General features: G+C 52.2%; 14 protein-coding genes. 1 reads left to right on the top strand and 13 read right to left on the bottom strand.

Annotated features, from left to right (window positions below; translation table 11 throughout):
* The first annotated feature begins 897 nt into the window (after positions 1 to 897).
* Positions 898 to 1,602: a hypothetical protein gene (locus tag TX85_RS00480; protein WP_044477198.1), complete on the top strand. Its 705-nt coding sequence runs from the start codon at positions 898 to 900 to the stop codon at positions 1,600 to 1,602.
* Positions 1,603 to 1,607: 5 nt separating this feature from the next.
* On the opposite strand, the gene TX85_RS00475 is transcribed toward TX85_RS00480, so the two are convergent.
* The 13 genes from TX85_RS00475 to purD all read right to left on the bottom strand — a co-directional run bounded on the left by TX85_RS00475 (position 1,608) and on the right by purD (position 14,605).
* Positions 1,608 to 2,369, bottom strand: a complete 762-nt coding sequence (locus TX85_RS00475) for a hypothetical protein (RefSeq protein ID WP_044477196.1) — start codon at positions 2,367 to 2,369, stop codon at positions 1,608 to 1,610.
* On the bottom strand, positions 2,366 to 3,064 hold the full coding sequence (locus tag TX85_RS00470) for an ABC transporter ATP-binding protein (protein WP_044477195.1): 699 nt from the start codon (positions 3,062 to 3,064) through the stop codon (positions 2,366 to 2,368). The genes TX85_RS00475 and TX85_RS00470 overlap by 4 nt, the downstream gene beginning before the upstream one ends.
* Before the next feature lie 70 nt (positions 3,065 to 3,134).
* On the bottom strand, positions 3,135 to 3,518 hold the full coding sequence (locus TX85_RS00465) for a GntR family transcriptional regulator (protein WP_044477194.1): 384 nt from the start codon (positions 3,516 to 3,518) through the stop codon (positions 3,135 to 3,137).
* Positions 3,519 to 3,698: 180 nt separating this feature from the next.
* Positions 3,699 to 4,559, bottom strand: a complete 861-nt coding sequence (locus tag TX85_RS00460) for a MurR/RpiR family transcriptional regulator (RefSeq protein WP_044477193.1) — start codon at positions 4,557 to 4,559, stop codon at positions 3,699 to 3,701.
* 140 nt (positions 4,560 to 4,699) lie between these two features.
* Entirely contained in the window at positions 4,700 to 5,401 is a 702-nt protein-coding gene (locus TX85_RS00455) for a hypothetical protein (protein WP_044477192.1), read from the bottom strand.
* Between the two features lie 54 nt (positions 5,402 to 5,455).
* The gene (locus tag TX85_RS00450) at positions 5,456 to 7,597 is read right to left on the bottom strand and encodes a hydantoinase/oxoprolinase family protein (protein WP_044477191.1); all 2,142 of its coding nucleotides are present in this window, start codon (positions 7,595 to 7,597) and stop codon (positions 5,456 to 5,458) included.
* Positions 7,598 to 7,660: 63 nt separating this feature from the next.
* Positions 7,661 to 8,956, bottom strand: a complete 1,296-nt coding sequence (locus tag TX85_RS00445; protein WP_044477190.1) for a citrate transporter — start codon at positions 8,954 to 8,956, stop codon at positions 7,661 to 7,663.
* A 44-nt stretch (positions 8,957 to 9,000) separates the two neighbouring features.
* A complete protein-coding gene (locus tag TX85_RS00440; protein ID WP_044479693.1) occupies positions 9,001 to 10,350 on the bottom strand; it encodes an FAD-dependent oxidoreductase in 1,350 nt (449 codons plus the stop codon).
* A gap of 200 nt (positions 10,351 to 10,550) precedes the next feature.
* Entirely contained in the window at positions 10,551 to 11,825 is a 1,275-nt protein-coding gene (gene ilvA, locus TX85_RS00435) for a threonine ammonia-lyase IlvA (RefSeq protein ID WP_044477189.1), read from the bottom strand.
* A 133-nt stretch (positions 11,826 to 11,958) separates the two neighbouring features.
* Positions 11,959 to 12,189, bottom strand: a complete 231-nt coding sequence (locus TX85_RS00430) for a hypothetical protein (protein ID WP_044477188.1) — start codon at positions 12,187 to 12,189, stop codon at positions 11,959 to 11,961.
* Positions 12,190 to 12,258: 69 nt separating this feature from the next.
* Positions 12,259 to 12,537 (bottom strand): hypothetical protein, encoded by a 279-nt coding sequence (locus TX85_RS27150; protein ID WP_233500570.1) that lies wholly within the window; start codon positions 12,535 to 12,537, stop codon positions 12,259 to 12,261.
* Positions 12,538 to 12,721: 184 nt separating this feature from the next.
* The gene (locus TX85_RS27145) at positions 12,722 to 13,150 is read right to left on the bottom strand and encodes a helix-turn-helix transcriptional regulator (RefSeq protein WP_233500569.1); all 429 of its coding nucleotides are present in this window, start codon (positions 13,148 to 13,150) and stop codon (positions 12,722 to 12,724) included.
* A 177-nt stretch (positions 13,151 to 13,327) separates the two neighbouring features.
* On the bottom strand, positions 13,328 to 14,605 hold the full coding sequence (gene purD / locus TX85_RS00420) for a phosphoribosylamine--glycine ligase (RefSeq protein WP_044477187.1): 1,278 nt from the start codon (positions 14,603 to 14,605) through the stop codon (positions 13,328 to 13,330).
* Between the last annotated feature and the right edge of the window lie 71 nt (positions 14,606 to 14,676).

Here is a 14,676-nt window from a genome sequence, read left to right as displayed (position 1 = left end):
AGCTACGTAGCCTCTTTAGTTCAGCCTTATACATGCTGATTTCACTATCATAGCTTGCAAGGCAAAATTCAGTGCTCGATTGCATTTGAATTACTCGCACACATATAGCACATACATATAACACATACATATAGCGCATGTACCAAAGCTAACCAATTAAAATGCAATCTGACAGCAAATTTAGAAAAATGCAAACCAAGTACGCATCACTCACCCATGCCGATATAGTGAAAAAAGTTACCTTAAATTCAGTGGAAATGATAGAAATGCGGATATAGTGAAATTTTTGTACTTAAAGTTGACTAAAACACCGGTTTGGCTAGTTACTGGCGATCTAAGGTAAGTTTTTTCACTAAATGTGGGTTCGTGCGTCGATTGGAGAATTTAAGGTAAATTAATTCACTGGAGCGTGACCGGAATGATTCTGGTCACGCTGACGGGTAAAGTTCTAAGCGAGGCTAAAATTCCGGTCGAACAAGCGAAGCTCAATGCAGTGCTGGGGGGCACAACTCCGAGCACTCAGTATCCTGCTTGTATGCCACAGGCAGCAAGCTTATTACAATACCGCATATACCAACAGCCATGTGTAAACTGCAGTATTAGTTGAACTGCACAGGCAAGTAGTCAGGGCAAAAGTGTGAAGTGTTGTGTAGTAAAAGCTTTCTGAAAGAAAGCTTCATCGGGAGCATAGGCTCGGAGCGTTCCCCATTGTGAGCGGATTTCTACCTAGTTAGAACTTAATTTCAATGAAAGAAATCCGTGAACAACAGCGATCGTAACAACACTTCACACGTTGTCCCCTCACGAGCCTCTTAGAGATTTGCAGCTTTTTCCTCAGGTGAAGTATGATGACTGTAGTACCTACTTCATTTCTAGCTATTAAGGAGCGAACATCACTTGAACAAGAATATCAACAAGCCTGAGCTTCAGGCCATCAAGCTGCAAATGAATGATTCTCACCGCGCCTATTTCCAAGAGGTCTCGAAGCTTCTCTATAAAGCAACCGACGAATCAACCCGATTAACTGAAGCTCGGGCTGATCGTGCTCTGCTCCAACTTGCCAGACAAATCGTACGGCTTGAAGCTCAAGGACGTCCGGTAGAGCAGCTTCTGCAGGGTCCCCCGGCCGCATTCGCCGAACAGTTGGCAGATGATATCAGGATGCGCAGACCGCGCACCGCTCAAGAGAAGCTGCATTATTATGTACTGATCGCCTGGTCAGCTATAACCTGGGTGTTCTTTATCTATATGTTTCGAGGCTATTTCAGCTTATGGCTTGAAGGAACCGCCCCTGTATACGAAATCAGCACGACCCTTCTGCTGCTGATTGCCGCTCTGGCCGTGGCTTCGATCGAGCTAATGACCCGCTTTCTTGGAACAGACTCGCGGAATAGCAAAGAGGAGACGCCTGGCGCCCCCTCCCGCAGAAAACTTAGTCTGAAATCAATCGGAATGTACGTTGTCTTTGTTGTATTGGTAAGCGTCGGCGGCCTGATCCTGGATCGCATGCTTCCAGTCTTCCCGGTGACCCCGCTGCAGAGCCTGATCATTTTCGCCATTGGACTCGCCGGACAAATTGCACTCTTCCGAAGCTCCAAATAAGGAGATTAGATTTCGAGCTTTTTACGAATCGGCCATGCCATCAGCCAGAGCAGCAGGGCGGCTGCAACAAGTTCAAACAGGAAGCTGCCCAGCCCTGTTCCCAAGGAACTGACCGAGACTGTATCTGGAACCGCTGATGAACCTGATTCGATCTGAACAATCCCGAAGTTAGCTGCACTGCCAGCTTGTTCAAATATCGTCTCACTGATCAAGCTGATCATATTCGTAATAATGATAAATACGATAATGCCGACCCAAACTCCCGCCTTCCCGCGAATGTTGACCACAGCCCCAACCGTTATGGAGAAATAAACCAACAGCATAATGAAGAAGGTGCCCCAGATTCCGCTGGCAACGGCAGTGATCACATCCCATGCCGTAAGCTGCATATTGCCAAGTTCCAGGAAGGCTGTGAGTTCACTCCAGGGGATCAATAAGAGCCCGTGAATTACCGCAATGGCGAACACCGCCACCATAGTAAGCGTACTGAACAACAAGGCGGACAGTATATGGTATATCGGATGAATGGGAACCAGTCTCCGTTGATAGGACCCAAGATTTTTAATATATGCCTTAGAGCCTGTGATGACCATTACGACCATAGCGCATACATACACCATCAGGCCTAGTCCTATCTTAATCATCGGTTCCCAACCTCTGGATGTTCCCACCCAGTGCAACAATAGTTGAGCTACGACCAGCACAGCAAGAACGCTATAGATTGTATTGGAATCCCTCTTCCAATCGTATTTAAACAGCTTCATCATTCGGCGAACACCTCCTTGAACAAATCCTCCACACTTTTTCCGTGCTTGCTCCGCAACTGCTCCACTTCATCCTGGAGAACAACCTTCCCCTGCTTCAGGAACAACACCTCATCAAAGATCCGTTCAATCTCACGCACCAAATGCGTGGAAATCACAATGCTGCTGTCCTCGTCATAGAACTCCAGAATCGCATCCAAAATACGGGTTCGTGCCACAGGGTCAACTCCTCCGATCGGCTCATCCAGCAAATACAATCTGGCTCTCCGGGACAAGGTCAGCGTAAGCTGCAGCCGCTCCTGCATTCCTTTCGATAGCGTGCTGACCCGGTCGCGATCTCTCAGATTCATGAATTCCAGCATCTGGCCTGCTTTGTTCTCATCAAAGTCAGGATAGAAGTCTCGCTGCATTCTAATCGCCTCATATACACGCATCCAGCTCTCCGTCAGCGGACGGTCCGGCATAAATGCTACCTCAGCCTTAGACTCCAGTCCTGCCGGTTTTCCCAGCACAGTAGCATTTCCTTCATAGGGAATCAAGCCTGCAGCAATTTTCATAAGTGTACTCTTACCGCTCCCGTTTGTACCCAGCAGCCCTACGATTTTACCTTTGCCAATAGATAACGAGACCTGATCCAGCGCTTTCTTCCCGGCATAATTTTTCGAAACACCTTGCAGGTGCAAAATATGTTCCTTCATGTCACTGTCCTCCTCCTATTCCTCACGAAAAATCCAACTTCCTCGACCTCTTCACTAAAAATCATAACGGTCATTTGAGAGCTGGCGGATTTTTGTCGTCTACCGCTTCGGCAATGATCGCTGCAATATCTTTATTAGCAAACCCGAGCTCCTGCATCCCGGTAATAAACCGCTGGATCAAATCTCCGGCCATTTCCTTTTTGATCGCCATAATTTTAGCCTCCTCGCTGGTTACATATCGCCCTAGTCCTCGCCGCGTCTCTACGACCTCTTCCCGTTCCAGTTCCTGAAAGGTGCGCTGTACCGTATTCGGGTTAATCTGAAGCTCGGCCGCCAGTTCTCGGACGGAAGGAATTTTGTCTCCTGCCTTGAGCTTGCCCGTCACAATCTCCCGCTTGATATAATTCATGATCTGCAAGTAAATAGGCAGGTTATTGTCAAATTCGAGTGCCACATAATCTCCTCCTTTCGGCTTTCCTTTGTTTCACTTTTATGGTTATTTTCAAACTGTATCTGTGTCATAGTTAAATAGTACACTAGTATTTTGTTGTTGTAAAGTGTTTGGATAAATAAAAAACGGCCCAAAAAAGGCCGTTTAAATGTCTGCTGGCTATTAAAGCCTTATTCAGATGACTTACAAATACTCGTTATTCCAAAATTGACTGCTCTCAATAATCGCCTCACTGCTAAGCTTGCGCTTCATATAGCGGCTATCCGACTTCACCAGAGCGGCGAATATCAGGTCAATCACATACAGAAACGTAATATGCTCCGATAAAAAAGCGCTGTTTCTCACCGACAGTTTATCCGAGGCAATGATTTTAATATCTGCATATTGAGTAACCGAAGTGGAATTATAGCTGGTTAGTGTAATGACTGTAGCTTCGCTCTGGCTGGCCAGACTGAGGCTATCCACAATCTCCCGCACCAGACCGGAACGGGTAATCGCAATCACGACGTCTCCCCCGGTGCACATGGAGCCGGAGAGCTTCATATTGTAGGTATCGTTGTAGGCAAATGACTTGATACCGATCAGATCCAGCTTCTGGCGCAGTTCCAGAGCTGCAAGCCAGGAGCTGAGAACCCCAAAAATATAGACATTCTTAGCCTTGGCGATAGCCTGCGCCGCCTTGGCAATCTCCTCCGGGTCGATCAATGCTGCCGTGCTCGTGATCAGATCGTTATAATCGAAGGCCAACTCATCGGAAAAGGGGATGTCCTCCCGCCGTTTGGATTTGTGGTTCATGTTGCGGTAATGCGTATCCTGGGCGATCGCAATTTTGAAATCATTAAAGCCCTTAAAGCCGACCTTTTTACAGAACCGGTTAATGCTTGCTTCTGACACGCCGATTTCGGCCGCAATAGAAGTGATCGTATTCTGAATGATGTAATCCGGATTGTCCATGACGAAATTGGCAATCTCATTCTCACTGAATGTGAGCTTATCTTTACTAGATATAATTTTGGCGACAACCGCATTCGTTTGGCTGCTCATATGTACCCCCCGCGCAATACCATCTTCCATCCCCATAGTTTAACAAAATTCGGGTATAAATGATAGTCAAACGCCCCGCGGCGCGAGACATGCCGGGGGCAAGGAAGGAGAAGGAAGCGCATAGCCGGATAAGAGTTCAATTACTGCTTCGCCAGTTCCGCCGTTTCCGCAGCTGCCAGAGCAGACTCCCATCCCGAGCGCCAGCTCCGCTCCAGGGCGGCATATTCATCTTCGGTCAACTGGCCGCTTTCTCTCATATAGAAGTAATCGAATAGATTCGGCAGCCAATCGACGCCTGTGAAACCCTTGCTAAAGGCATGAGCGGCGATTTCAGAGCAGCGGACGATCGTCGCGCTGCGGCGAAGCGGGCCGAAGGACAGCGTCGTTACAGGCGGCAGCAGCTCGTTCGTGAAGCCGTGGCCGCTGTACTCCAGATAATGATAATATTCATGTGCCAGATGAATGTTAACCATATCATTGAACGACAGCGCCGCCTCTGGCAGATAGCGCTGACAGGCTTGCTCCAGCTCGCGCAGCGAGCTGCGGTAAACCGTAATCGCCCGTTCCTTGTCGGAAAATTCGATCTCCGCCCGGAACCGCACTTTTCCAAACGTGCTCTCCCCGTCGGCGATCGTCACCGAGATGCCTGCCGCCCGGCACAGCTCGCGGATATCCTTCCCTTCCTTCCGCGCAGCAGCGGCCAATTCCGCTCCGCGCTCCAGCGACCGCCGGACATAGAAGGCTACTCGACTTGGCGGAATTTTATGAAACAGCAAGTCCTGGGTCAGCTCTGCATAGGCCATCACTTGTTCGTCCGGCAGCAGTAAATGTTCCTTCGCCATACGTTCCCGCTCTCCTTTCATCCTGCATCACTCTATTTCCGCGCTCTTCGCCTGTTACTGATAGACGACAGCCAGCATTTCGCTGTCCTCTTCAAGCAACTGCGTCTCTACCTCCAGGATAGAGAAAAGCTGCTCCTTCGTCTGCATGCCTGTTAAATCCAGCATCTTCTCCTTGTAGAACAGAAATGCTTTGGGAATTGTCGCGTTGGCATCGGAATAAATCGTGTTTTCGTCCAGAAAGGCTGAGAAGCTGCCGCTTAGGTCCCGTTTGCGGAAGTGGAGATAATAAGCGTTCGCCTTTTTGAAGCGCACCACACCTTCGCGATCCAGCACTCCGATATGCGGAATCTTCTTTTTGAACAGACCCAGCATCGCCTTCTTCGTCTCTATACGCTCGAACAGGTACCAACGCCCTGAAGCTGCCTTCAACTCCGTTTCCTGCTCCCCTGCATTCAGCGCTTCGGCAGCCGTAGCCTGCAGCGCCTCCAGCGGAACATCGCGGTTGGCCAAATCCTTGGATCGCAGCTCGGTAGAGCCAGTGGCAATGGCGCGCAATATATTGCGCTGGGCGTCTACCTCTATGGTGACGTCCACCGTCCCCTCGTTGGCGCCGGATCGAACAATCTTCTCGATCACCTCGGCGCGGATCAGCTTGATATCATGCTCGGTCGCGCCGACGACCGTCTTCTCGATCTGTTCGCGAACCATCGCCATGCCTACGCCGATCGTGGAGATATACGGCGCGTTATTCGCGATTTGATGCTTGAAGCCTTCAGCATCGGCCAGGGCCGGCACCAGTACGGCCCCGCTGCCGCCTCCTCCGACGAGAGTGACAAAGCTCTCGTCCAGCTCATAGTCGGTGATCATCTCGCGGACGGACTTCATCACTTTGCGGACAGCGATGTCCATCGCCGCACGAGCCGCTTCCTCCACGCTCACTCCGAGTCTATCGGCCAGTACTTGCCATGCCTTACGCGCCGCTGCGTCGCTGCCGCGCGCATAATCACCGTCCGGCACATAGCCCAAAATATTGGCCGCACCGGCCAGCGTCAACGCATATTCGCCTCCAGCCGCGCTAACGATCGTATAATCGGGATCGCCTTCGCGGGGACTGATCTGCTTGAGCTCAGCCCCCTCCAGGTTGGCGGTATCGGTGAAGCACTCATATTCCTTGCCGGCAATATGGGCACTGCGCGGTCCCACATCGATGATCGCGCCGTCTTCCACCCGGATCATGCTTCCCCCGGCCACCGCCAGCGTCCGTACATCAAGCGAGCGCAAATAGGTTTTATGTCCGCCGACCTCGGCATTTTCAATCATGACCTTGCCGTTCTTGATCACGGAAATATCGACGCTGGTGCCCCCGACTTCAAAGAAAATACCGTCGGAGATTTTCTCGTACATAAGCGCACCCGCCACACCTGCGGCAAGTCCGGACAGCATCGTCAGAATCGGCCGCTGGCGCACTTCGTCAATGCTCATCACACCGCCGTCGCAGCGCATGATCATAAGCTGGGATGTGATGCCCGCCTCTTTGACCGCCTGCTCGGTCATATTCGCTGTCTCCATCATTTTCGGAATGAGACTGGCATTGACCACCGCCGTGCGTGTTCGCGTCTTCAAGCCGTAGAGCTGCGATATCTCATGCCCGCCGGTAGCGTAGATGCCCCGGCTGCGCGCCCGTTCGATGACTCTCAATTCATTGGAGGGATCGTCGACGCTGTAAGCCTCGGAAGCGACAATAACCTGGGCGCCCTGCATTACAAGATCGGTAATCGCATTGTCGATCGCCTCATCTGTCAGATCCTTGGAGTCTATGAACGTGTGGTACGTAACGAGATATTTGCCTGCCGCCAGCTCGATATGCTCAATATTCGTCTCCGAGCGGGCGCTGCGGGCATCGATGCCCGTGCCCATGCCGAGAATGCCGACCCGGGCCACATCGCCTTCAAGCAGAGCGTTCGTTGCCTGAGTTGTACCGTGGGCGATGAAGGTAATATCCTGCGGCGAGATCCCGTTGTCCTTCATAAGCCGTTCGATGATCTGTACAATACCGCTGGCTACCCCCCGTTCGTCGTGATGCGTCGTCGGTATTTTAACCTTGGATATGATTTCGTAAGTATGGTTGTCGATGGCTACAGCATCCGTGAATGTACCGCCCACGTCGATGCCGATGCGCACCTCTTGATTGCCCATCCGGTATTCCTCCCCATATATCGTCTGTCTTTTATCTGTCTCTTCGTTACTGCTAATGATTCTCTAAAAAGCGTAGAAGGCGGCTATAATCATGGAAATAAATACGATCAGAATCATCCACGGCACCGTTTTCCTCAAAATTTCCACGATGTCCGTCTTTGTAAAGTCGGCCACCCAAACATTGTGCGAATTAGTAGGATCGCTGACGGCCTGCAGGTTGCTGACAATGCGCAGCGCAAGCATAGCGGCGATTGGAGCCATGCCTCCCGCTACCATCAGAGCGGCGATGCCGCTGCCCAGGCCCCACACATTCAGCGGACCGCGGTAGATTGCAAGCGGCGACAACAAGGTAAAGACCAGTACGTAAGTGAGCGGAGACGACGGCAAAATCCCTTCGATCAGCGGCTGAATAAGCGCAGCCACTTCAGGAGCAGTAACGGCGGCCAGCAGCATGCCGATACCGATCATCAGACCCAGGGCTCCTGCCACATCCTGAATGCCTTCCACAAGCGCACTGGACAACACATGCACCGGCCGTTTTGGCGTCGAAAGCAGCAGCGTCACGGCCGCGCCGACAAAGACGGCGGATACGATATCAAGCTTCAGCAGAAATACCAGCAACACAGGCACCAGCGGGCTGATCAGCGCGATAGAGCGAACGTTCTTGGATTCCGGTCCGCCGGAAGGATCCTGCTTGGCCGGCATCGCCCACGCTTTTTTCACCTTGCCGCCCTTCTTCGTATAGAACACGATCATAACGAGTGCCATAAGAATCAGAGGAAGTCCGCATAGTAACGAGTAGGAAGCTACTTCCGAAGTCGGGATTCCCAGCACATCCGTATAAATTGCCCAGTTGGACACATTGAACGTCACGCCTACCGCATTGGCCAGAAGGACGACCAGCCCGCTGACAAACGGCTTCAATCCGGCAGTAAGCATAATCGGTATTGTGATGGTCCCGACGAGAATGACCATGCCAAGGCCGCTCGCCGCCGCAAAAATGACCGATGCTGCCAGAAAGAAGACAATCGCGATTGCCAGCGGCTTATCGCCAGCCAATTCGGCAGCTTTGCGGATAATTGTCTTGGTAATGCCGACCTTGTTCAGAATCTGTCCGAACCAGGCCCCGAAGATGAGGCCAGCGATTGCCGTAGACAGCCGCATAGCTCCGCCCGCCAATACGCCCTTAGCGATTGTAAACGCTTCCGGGTCGCTTGAAATGAACGGTATACCCGCTACAGCCGCCAGCAGTACGGCCATCAATGGCAGTGCCAGCAGGGTAGGCAGCTTTCTCATCATCATTAAAGCTACAAATACGGCGAATACAAGCAAAATGCCGATTACTTGCAAAGTTTCCATAGACACATCCCCTTAGAATTCATATAATTACGGGTTCCAGCATATTAAACCTCGAGATAGGCTCCTTCCTCACGCAGCTTGCGCTGCAATTCGGCGATGTCCACCTCTGTGACGGCCTTGCGGGATTTGACGGCCAGCGCTGCAGCCGTGCCGCCCGCTTGCCCAATCGCGCCCACCGTCGGCGTCGTCCGGACGGCGGCCTGCGCCTCGAAGGTTGCGGATAGACAGCGTCCGACCACAATCAGATTATCGAACTGGTCGGTCACAAGACAGCGGTAAGGAATACCGTACATGCCGCCCCATTCCAGCCGTCCATGCGTCGTTCCCTCCCCGTCCGGGCTGTGGATATCGATCGGGTAGCCCGAATGAGCGATAACGTCGTCGAATTTTTTCATGGTCAAAATATCCTCACCCGTCAGCGTATATTGTCCTTTAATCTGGCGCGAACCCCTGACACCGATGGACGGACCGGTCGATACAACGATCGCCTCCTCAAAACCGGGAACATACTTCCTCAGGAACAGCTCCAGCTCGCGGCACTGTCTGCGCCCCTCGATCTCCGCCAGGCTCAGACTCCACGGGTCGGTGCTGTCGCAGCCAAGAATACGCGTTGTATTCATGATAACCTCGCCGGGATTATTCGTTTCGAAAAACAACACATCCTCCCGTTTGATCGTTACCTCGCCGCGCTCCTTCGCTTCCTTGAACTGCTTCTCGAAGCCGATGACAGAGAGTCGTTCCGCCGTATCCATGACCGACAGATCCTGATTCATGCGCGTGAACTCCTCCGGATGCTTGCGGATATAATCGCGGATAGCGCTTGTATCCACATTTCGCATCTTCATCTTCAGCGTCATCGGCTGCGACATGCCGTCGCTCTCGCGGCCTTTCGCGAATTCTACGCCTGCCCAGGCCGCCACGTCGCCATCGCCGGTCGCATCGATAAAGACGTCGCCGGTAATCTCGCTTAGCCCTGCCTTATTGCACAGGGTCAACGAAGTGATGCGGCTTCCGTTCGTAACCACGCCGGCCAGCATCGTGTGGTACAAGATGTCGCCTCCCGCTTCCAGCAGCATGGTCTCCAGCTCGTGCTTCATGGCCTCGGCATCAAACGGAGTCACGGAATAGGTGTAGTTCGTCGCATCCTCGATGTGTCCCGGAGACTTGCCAATCTGGCGCAGCCGCTGGATCAGTTCGTCCGTAATCCCCTGGATCGCCTGCTTCTTCCCCGCGTGAAAGGTCATCATGGGTCCGACGCCTGCCGCTGTTAACGTTCCGCCCAGAAAGCCGTTCGCTTCGACGATCAGGGTTTTCGCTCCGGCTCTCGCCGCTGCGATAGCTGCTATAGCTCCCGATACGCCGCCGCCGGATACAATTACCTCATAATGTCTCATCATTTTTCCACCCCTTATGATAGCGATTACATTGCATCAAGAGAATATCATAATTTTCAAAAACCATCAATAGTAATGTATATTTTTTTCAAAAAATATCAGAATGATCGTAAAATTGCCGAAAAAATAACGCCCGATTTCTCGGACGTTATGATTCTACTAAACCCTTAAACCTTATGTGATTATGGACTTTCTACTGCTCAAATAAGCAGATTGAACAGGTTCAGATCCCGGTTCAGCTCTGTATAGGCAATCCCTTTCGCACTCATCCGGTCGATCAGCGCCTGATAATCCTCCTTGTCGCTGAGCTCGATGCCAACGAGTGCCGGGCCATTCTCCTTGTTATGCTTCTTCGTATATTCGAAACGCGCAATATCGTCGTTCGGTCCAAGCACCTGCTCCAGAAATTCACGAAGTGCGCCGGCACGCTGCGGGAAGTTGATCAGGAAGTAATGCTTCAAGCCTTCGTAGATGAGCGAACGCTCCTTCATTTCCTGCATCCGGTCGATGTCGTTGTTGCCGCCGCTAATAATGCAGACCACCGTCTTCCCCTTGATCTGCTCGCGGTACATATCCAGTGCCGAGACCGCCAGTGCTCCCGCCGGCTCAACAACAATTGCGCTGTCGTTGTACAGCTCCAGAATAGTTGTGCAGGCCTTACCCTCGGGAACGAGGACGATGTCATCGATCAAGCCCCTGCTGAGCTCATAGTTCAAGTCGCCGACCCGTTTTACCGCCGCACCATCAACAAACTTATCAATCGACTCTAAAGTCACGACCTCGTTGCGCCGGATCGCCTCCGTCATCGAAGCCGCACCGGACGGCTCCACCCCGATCAGCTTCGTATTCGGACTCACTGTCTTCAAATACGTGCCTACACCGGAGATCAGACCGCCTCCGCCAATCGTGACGAACATATAATCCGCCGGCGAGTCCAGACCCTCCATGATCTCCATCGCAATCGTCCCGTTACCGGCCACGATCATCGGATCATCGAACGGATGAATAAACGTCATGCCGCCTTCCTCGCAGGCCTTGATTGCTTCCGCATAGGCATCATCATAAGTGTCGCCGGTCAGAATGACCTCTACCGCATCCCCGCCAAATCGCTTAACCTGCTTAATCTTCTGATTCGGTGTCGTGCTAGGCATATAAATCTTGCCCTTGATCCCCATGACATGGCAGGAAAAAGCCACGCCTTGGGCGTGATTCCCTGCGCTGGCGCAGACAATGCCCTTATCGAGGTCCTCAGGTGCCAGGCTTCGGATCATATTATAAGCTCCCCGAATTTTGAAGGAGCGGACGATCTGCAAATCCTCCCGCTTTAAATAAACCTTGCAATCATATTTCGTGCTCAGGGTATGATCTAACTGAAGCGGAGTCCGTCTGACCACTTCCTTCAGCACATGATGTGCCCGTACTATATCCTCCATACCGACCGTTCCTGCTGTATGCTGCTGTCCCGTCTGCTTCATCTCGTTCTCCTCACCTCGTTATCATGACTCTCATTCTATTAAAGGTACACCTGAAACGGCCAGTCTTCAAGAGGAAAAGTAAAGGCGCCCTCTGATCGCTCAGGCAAAATGCCGGGCTCAAAGGGCGCTCCAATCAATTATCTTCTTCCTTTTTCGGCACCAGTCTAGGATTGGTTCGTCCTTCTGCATGCTTGACCTGGGCCAGCTCGGTCAGCTTGTATTCCGTCGTCCCGAGGACCAGGTCGGCAGGGAACTCATCCCCCTTATGCAGGTATGTCTCGCGTCCAAGCTCGTCAGTGTACACACCTTCCGTCTCGACGATTTCCCGCGAGACCGGGTGCATTCTTTTTTCCTCATTACTCAAGCAGAATCGCCTCCTCCCTGGTAATATCTCCAGAAAGAGAGAGATTATCCACGGCTCGTACAGCGTGCTTTACGGTTGGATTGGGGCTCTTTTTACAGGTCGTACTACCGCATACCCGTATCCTTCCGGGAAATGCCTCTGATACTCCTGCTTGTTGCCCTCATAATCCCATACATACCCTATCGTACGGGGATCAAAGTTCCACGCCATCGCTTCCACTGCTTGCATTACGGCCGGATTGTCCTTCAAGTAATCGTACGGGGGATGATGGAATACTACATATTCCGATTCCGGCACCGGACGAAGCGCCATGCCCTCGGGAATCAAGCCTTCATCCTCTTCCGGCATCGCAAGACCGTAGAAATAGCCCTTTTTAGTATTCTCATAAAACCATCCGCCCAGTTGCCCTAACTGTCCGGGTAATACCCGTCCCGATAAGCTTGCCAGTGTGCCGCATATGTCGTCGCAGTCATGACCATTGCTCCAAAAGCTTCCATAATTGTTAGACTTGAGATCCCAGATTCCGACAAGCTTATGTGCCGGGATCTTCTCTACCTTGACTTCGACATATTGGGTAGACGATATTGCAATGATAAGGGGTGTATACTTCCTGACGAATAGCCAGCGGGATAGGACGTTTCGACTTCCGGTAAGCGTTGGGGGTAATATTGAACGCCTTAACGAATGCCCCCGTCAATGCTTCCTGGGATGAGAATCCGTACTTGACGGCAATGTCCAGTATCCTCTCTTCCGTGTCGCGGAGCTCCAGTGCGACACCGCTGATTCGACGCATAGTGACGTATTCCCGCAGTGTCATCCCCGTCAGCGCATGGAACTGCTTGGTACAATAATAGGGCGAGTATCCCAGCTGTTGTGAAATGGCCAATAATGAGGGCGTGGCGTCTGAATGCTCATCCACCCAATCAATCATCCTCTGGACCATCTCATTCCATTCATACATGAAGGCAACACTCCTTTCTTCCCAAATGTAGCACGGGTATCCCCTCAAGGATTTGATCTGAGTTGCAAATATTAAATTCTACAATCCGATTGCCATCCCTTCCTGCTGCTCCAACCTCCAAGCTGAACAAAAAGCAAAAATACCGCCCGGCGTCCCGGACGGCATTTTCTCAGTTCGTTATACCAATGCTTTGGCTGCAATATCTGTGCGGTTATGCTTCCCGTCGAACGTAATTTTACCGGCGGCCTCATAGGCACACTCTCTCGCCTCGGCAATATTGGCACCAACACCGACAACGCCCAGCACCCGTCCGCCGTTCGTCAGCCACTCTCCCTGCTCGCCTCGCGCAGTTCCTGCATGGAAGACGAGACTATGCGCTGTCTCCGCCTGCTCCAGTCCCTGAATCGGCAGACCCTTCGAATAAGCAGCCGGGTAGCCTCCGGAAGCCAGAATCACGCAGACCGCCGCTTCTTCGCTCCATTCGATCTCCACGTCACCCAGTCGGCCTTCAACCGCTGCCAGGAAAATTTCGAGCAAGTCGCTTTTTAGGCGCGGCAGCACTACCTGGGTCTCCGGATCGCCGAAGCGGGCGTTGAATTCGATCGTTTTAGGCATACCCTCAGGTGTCACCATCAGGCCGGCGAACAAGACACCGCGGAACGGACGTCCCTCCGCAACCATAGCTTTTGCAGTCGGCTTAATGATCGTCTCGATCGCCTCATCAATGATCTCATTCGAAATGTGAGGCAGAGGCGAGTAGGTCCCCATCCCTCCGGTATTCGGCCCGCGGTCACTGTCGTACACCTGCTTATGATCCTGAGCCGCAGCCATCGGACGTACCGTTTCCCCGTCTACAAATGCCAGAATCGACATCTCTTGCCCTTCAAGGAACTCCTCGATCACGACCTGGCTGCCCGACTCACCGAATACCTTGTCAACCATAATCCGCTTCAAGGCCTCTTCTGCTTCTTCCTGAGTGAAGGCCACCGTTACACCCTTACCGGCTGCCAGTCCGTCTGCCTTAATGACAATCGGCGCCTGCTGGGAATGCAAATATTCAAGCGCGGCTGCATAATCTGCAAACTTCCGGTAGCTTGCCGTTGGAATTTCATACTTATGCAGCAGATCCTTCATAAACGTTTTGCTGCCCTCGATCAATGCTGCATTTTTGCGCGGGCCGAACACCGGAATTCCCGGAGCGGCCTCTTCAATCGCATCGACAATCCCTTCGACCAAGGGATCATCCGGACCGATTACGACAAGGCCCAACTGCTTTTCCCGGGCAAATGCAGCCAGCCTGCCGAACTCCTCAACCTGAATGGGTACAAGCTCGGCCACTTGGGCAATCCCTGCATTTCCTGGCGCACAATAGATTGTTCCGACCCTGGGGCTCTTGGCGAGCGCCCAACATATTGCATGCTCACGGCCTCCGCCGCCGACGACTAATGTATCCATTTGGGTACCTCCTGCCGATTTTGGCCTAGTCAAACCTGTCATTCACATTTACTAATAACAACTATTTAGTG

It is taken from the genome of Paenibacillus antibioticophila (assembly GCF_000455265.1).
GTDB lineage: Bacteria > Bacillota > Bacilli > Paenibacillales > Paenibacillaceae > Fontibacillus > Fontibacillus antibioticophila.
Note: the sequence above shows the minus strand (reverse complement) of the source record. Positions and strands in the feature narration are given on the sequence as shown.

Coding starts and splice junctions, on each gene's coding strand:
- TX85_RS00475 (WP_044477196.1), bottom strand. CDS start 2,369: ATGATGAAGCTGTTTAAATACGATTGGAAGAGGGATTCCAATACAATC.
- TX85_RS00470 (WP_044477195.1), bottom strand. CDS start 3,064: ATGAAGGAACATATTTTGCACCTGCAAGGTGTTTCGAAAAATTATGCC.
- TX85_RS00460 (WP_044477193.1), bottom strand. CDS start 4,559: ATGAGCAGCCAAACGAATGCGGTTGTCGCCAAAATTATATCTAGTAAA.
- TX85_RS00455 (WP_044477192.1), bottom strand. CDS start 5,401: ATGGCGAAGGAACATTTACTGCTGCCGGACGAACAAGTGATGGCCTAT.
- TX85_RS00450 (WP_044477191.1), bottom strand. CDS start 7,597: ATGGGCAATCAAGAGGTGCGCATCGGCATCGACGTGGGCGGTACATTC.
- TX85_RS00445 (WP_044477190.1), bottom strand. CDS start 8,956: ATGGAAACTTTGCAAGTAATCGGCATTTTGCTTGTATTCGCCGTATTT.
- TX85_RS00440 (WP_044479693.1), bottom strand. CDS start 10,350: ATGAGACATTATGAGGTAATTGTATCCGGCGGCGGCGTATCGGGAGCT.
- ilvA (WP_044477189.1), bottom strand. CDS start 11,825: ATGAAGCAGACGGGACAGCAGCATACAGCAGGAACGGTCGGTATGGAG.
- TX85_RS27150 (WP_233500570.1), bottom strand. CDS start 12,537: ATGCCGGAAGAGGATGAAGGCTTGATTCCCGAGGGCATGGCGCTTCGT.
- TX85_RS27145 (WP_233500569.1), bottom strand. CDS start 13,150: ATGTATGAATGGAATGAGATGGTCCAGAGGATGATTGATTGGGTGGAT.
- purD (WP_044477187.1), bottom strand. CDS start 14,605: ATGGATACATTAGTCGTCGGCGGCGGAGGCCGTGAGCATGCAATATGT.